Below are 4,114 nucleotides of genomic sequence, written 5' to 3'. Positions count from 1 at the left end.
AAGTACTCGATAAAGTACTCGATGCCTTGCTCTGCCGACTCGTGTTTGCCTGCTATCTCTTTGACCGTGGTGTCGTAGGTGAAACCTATTTGCATGGCATCGGCTTGCCGCGCGCAGGCCATTTGCGGGACGTGCTCAGCTTACAACCCAGGACCCAGGCTAAAAGGTACATCTACGACCTCTTCCGAAAGCTTGGCAAAGACTTCAACGGCGACTTGTTCAGCGATGACCTTGAAGCGGAAGCCAGACTGGTTCCCGCCTCGTATATGGATCCTTTGGACGAGTTTTTTCGCGCCACCGACGTTCTGAGCGGGCAGGGTTCATGCTGGCCCTACGACTTCGCCGCAATCCCAATCGAGGCCATTAGCGCGATCTACGAGCGATTCCTGAAAGGCTCTGACAAGCGCCAAGGCGCATTCTACACGCCGCGGTTCCTTGCTGAAGTCGTGCTCGACACGGCGCTCGCGACGACGCCCTCGTTGCTTGACCGTCGCTACCTCGACCCTGCTTGTGGGTCTGGCATCTTCCTGGTCGGTCTGTTCAACCGCATGGCAGAAGAATGGAAGCAGGCGAACCCCGAGGCCCGCAATGACCGCCGAGCAAGGGAACTGAGGAAAATACTCTGCAACAATCTTTGCGGCGTGGACATCAATCCCACGGCGTGCAGGATCACGGCATTCAGCCTGTACCTGGCTTACCTAGATCAACTTTCCCCACGGGACGTTCAGGAACTGCGGCAGAAGGGACACAAGCTACCAAGGCTCATTCACCATACGGAAAACAACCAGGGGGAAGAAATTGAAGGTAATATTTGGTGCGATGATTTCTTCTCTGAAGGCGCGGAGTACCCAGTTGATGCCGACCTGGTGATCGGTAACCCGCCGTGGGGCAGCATTGCATTGGCAGACACAGCGGCCGCCAAGTGGTGCGCCAATCCAGATCACCAATACCCCATACCGGACAAGCAGATCGCCGTGGCGTTTGTTTGGAAAGCGGCACACCACGTCGTGGACAGCGGGAGAATTTGTCTCGTACTGCCGCACGGCACGTTGTTTAATCACAGCACGACGGCTCTGGCATTTCAGCGAACCCTCTTCAATTTGCACGCCGTCGACCGCGTGCTGAACCTCGCGGCCTACCAGTTTTTTCTATTCGAGGAGGCCCGCCATCCGGCGATTGTGGTCACGTACCGAAAGCAGCCGCCGGAGAACCACGCACATGCCATCGAATATTGGGCACCTAAAGCTGATTGGCTGGTCATGCGAGCTGAGGTTATCGCCATTCCACCCGAAGATCGCTGCACTGTGAACGTGGGTCAGGTGCTGCGTGACCTGGAGGGAAAGGACGCACCTCAAATCTGGAAGCAGCGGTATTGGGCCACGGCCCGAGATCGGCGATTGATTGACCGGCTGTCGCTCCACCCGCGGTTACGCGACCATGTGCGGCAACTGAGAGAAAAGGGGGGAACCAACAAGCCATGGCTAATGGCGGTTGGCGTTCAACCTGTTCGCACGGGGGATGATCCAGCAAAGGCGGAGACCATTCGGCTGCCATCGAGGCTCTTTATAGAGGCGTCTGCGTCCAAGCTGGACTTGTTCTTGCTCCCGAAGGACTGTACTGAACTACCCTCGGCAGAGTTCACTGCAAGGAGCGGGTCGAATAAAGACACTAGCGTGTTCCGGGCTCCGCACGTGCTTGTAGCGAAAGGTTTCACGAGCGCCGCCTTTGCCGATTTTGATGTCTCCTTTCAAGACTTCCTGCGCGGAATCCATGGACCGAAACAAGATCGAGACTTGCTCATTTTCCTCGCAGCGTATTTGCGCTCTCGCTTGGCCAGCTACTTTCTATTCCACACCTCATCGAACTGGGGAATAACGAGGCAGCAGATCCATGTGGACGAACTTATGCGCCTGCCGTTCGTTCTACCTGAGGCTCTGCCTGACCCTCGACGAGCCTGGCAAATAGTGAAGGAGGTTGGCAAAACAGTTGCCGCAGCGAGCGCAAAAGCCAGTGATGACTTCTCTAACCGTGAAGAATTGGTGCGGGTCGCAAACGAGTCCATCGAGCCTTTGATGGATGAGTATTTCGATATCCTTCCGTTGGAGAAACTTCTGATCGACGACACCGTGCAAGTGATCATCCCCAGCGTCCGCCCGACCAGGGCACGAGTATACGTGCCCACAATCGAGCCGAGTAAGAAAAAGCAGTGGGACGACTACATTAGAAGGCTGTGCGACACCCTTAACGGGTGGGCGAAGAGTGGACCGTTCATTGTTCAGGGCCTTGCGACGGCCTCGGAGAAACTGGGGATTGGCGTTGCAGTCCTGCAGAAGACTCGCTCCCGCGAAGCGTCCGCTGAACTCCCAACGGATTTTGGTACTGTGCTGTCTGCGCTTGAGCGTCTCCGTAAGGTTACGTCACAGACGTTCAACACCTTCGAGCTAATCCGCGGCGCTAAAGTGTTCGACCGGGATCACCTGTACCTCGTAAAGCCTATCGGCCAGCGTTTCTGGACACAAACGGCAGCCCTGAATGACGCCGACGAGATTGCGGGCACCATCCTCATGCAGACACCGCAGAAGGTCGCGTGACCATAGCCGGCATGCCCAGCGAATGGGCCGACCTGATCGACCCGCTGGTGCCTGAGATCCTCAACTTGGTCATCGCGAGCTGGGAGGAGATGCCGTCGCCAACGCCGGATGAGAAGGAAGACAACATTACGATTGCCTTGTGCCGGGCTCTCATGCAAAACCGTACCGCTCGGGGTCTGCCGTTTCAGATCCGCACTCAACTGGTTGAGTTGGAACCCATACCGGGAGAAGATCTCGGCCGCCTGGACATTGTCTTCATTCCCCTTGTGCCACGAGAGGACATCTATTTCTGTCTGGAAAGTAAGCGCCTGAACGTGGTCAAGGATGGCGGCACTCGTGCGTATGCGGCGGAGTACGTCACGTTTGGCATGTTGAGGTTCGTCACCGGGCAATATGCCAAGGCGGTCCGACATGGCGGGATGATAGCTTATGTACTAGACGGTAATGTCTCTCGCGCGATGACGAACGTCGAAGCGAATATCCGAAAGCAACGCGTCGCACTATGCATGACCGCGACTGAAGCGTTCCTACCCTCGATGGTGCTGAAAGACGATCCTCGCGTACGAGAAACGCACCACCACCGGGTCCATGAGACCAATGTTTTCCGCATCCACCACCTATTCATGCCAACTGATTCTCCGCAGCACCAGCAAGCGTGATTCTCGGGTCAAGCAAAGATGGCCATCACCGAACGTCTTCCACCCGACCTCCACATCGGCGAAGATATAGCGGAACTGTTATCTTCGGCGGATGGCGGTCCGAACATGCAGGGTTACCTGCCGGGACGCGCAGGCCGTCGAGCATACGGTCCAGGTCATCGTGCAGAGCCTGTTCGAGGCCGTGGCTCAAGCGCTTCGCGTTTTCCGCGAGCACGACTCGCGGCGATGATCCCAATAGCGGCCCTGGTAGCGTCGTCGTAACGATCAAGTTGGCGAAAGTCGAGCACAGGGTTCGAATTAAGGATTTTCAGACTTGGCTGGAATCAGCGCCCAGAAGTCCCGCGGAGATGGCTCTGAAGAGCCGCTTGCGGGATATTCTCGGACACTAGACAAGCGCGGACGCGGTCGCAAAGGCAAGGACGAAACGGTCTTAGACAGACCCTGAGTATGAGTAGATTAGCTAGGAGACTCCGAAAGAAGGTTAAGGTGGTCCAGATTAATCTCCGGGATTTGGTGCAATCGGTGGTGAGAGCGAGTCGGCAGCGCCAAGCGCGGCTCTGGCATCAATACTATCTCGCTCGCTATTACGCTGTCCGATTGGCTACCCGGCACGTCAGCGTCACTACTGCAACATTCCTAATGGCCTTAATTTTCCTGAGTGCTGTTGCGACCCCAGAAATCCAGACTGTTGCAGGCAAATTGTTCGCGACCGGCGACAGACTCGGAACTCTGCGCAACTTTCTCGTCACGCTCGGAGGCGCGCTCGTTGGCGCGACTGCGATTGCATTTTCCGTCGTGATGTTTGCTGTGCAAATGAATTTCGCACGTACTCCGTACGGCTTGTTTCGGAAGCTAAGCTCGGAT

The 4,114-nt window shown here is 56.4% G+C and carries 3 protein-coding genes; all 3 read left to right on the top strand.

Going from position 1 to position 4,114, the window contains the following annotated elements; translation table 11 throughout:
• On the top strand, window positions 1-2,591 hold a 2,591-nt coding region (locus VMU57_RS03445; RefSeq protein ID WP_325380811.1), incomplete at its 5' end, for an HsdM family class I SAM-dependent methyltransferase.
• Window positions 2,588-3,250: a hypothetical protein gene (locus VMU57_RS03440; RefSeq protein WP_325380809.1), complete on the top strand. Its 663-nt coding sequence runs from the start codon at window positions 2,588-2,590 to the stop codon at window positions 3,248-3,250. The genes VMU57_RS03445 and VMU57_RS03440, both read left to right, overlap by 4 nt.
• Before the next feature lie 486 nt (window positions 3,251-3,736).
• Window positions 3,737-4,114 (top strand): hypothetical protein (locus VMU57_RS03435; RefSeq protein ID WP_325380807.1); only part of this gene is annotated, 378 nt, incomplete at its 3' end.

It is taken from the genome of Edaphobacter sp., from assembly GCF_035532915.1.
In the GTDB taxonomy this organism is placed as follows: Bacteria; Acidobacteriota; Terriglobia; order Terriglobales; family Acidobacteriaceae; genus Edaphobacter.
This window is presented reverse-complemented; position numbering and strand designations above follow the sequence as displayed.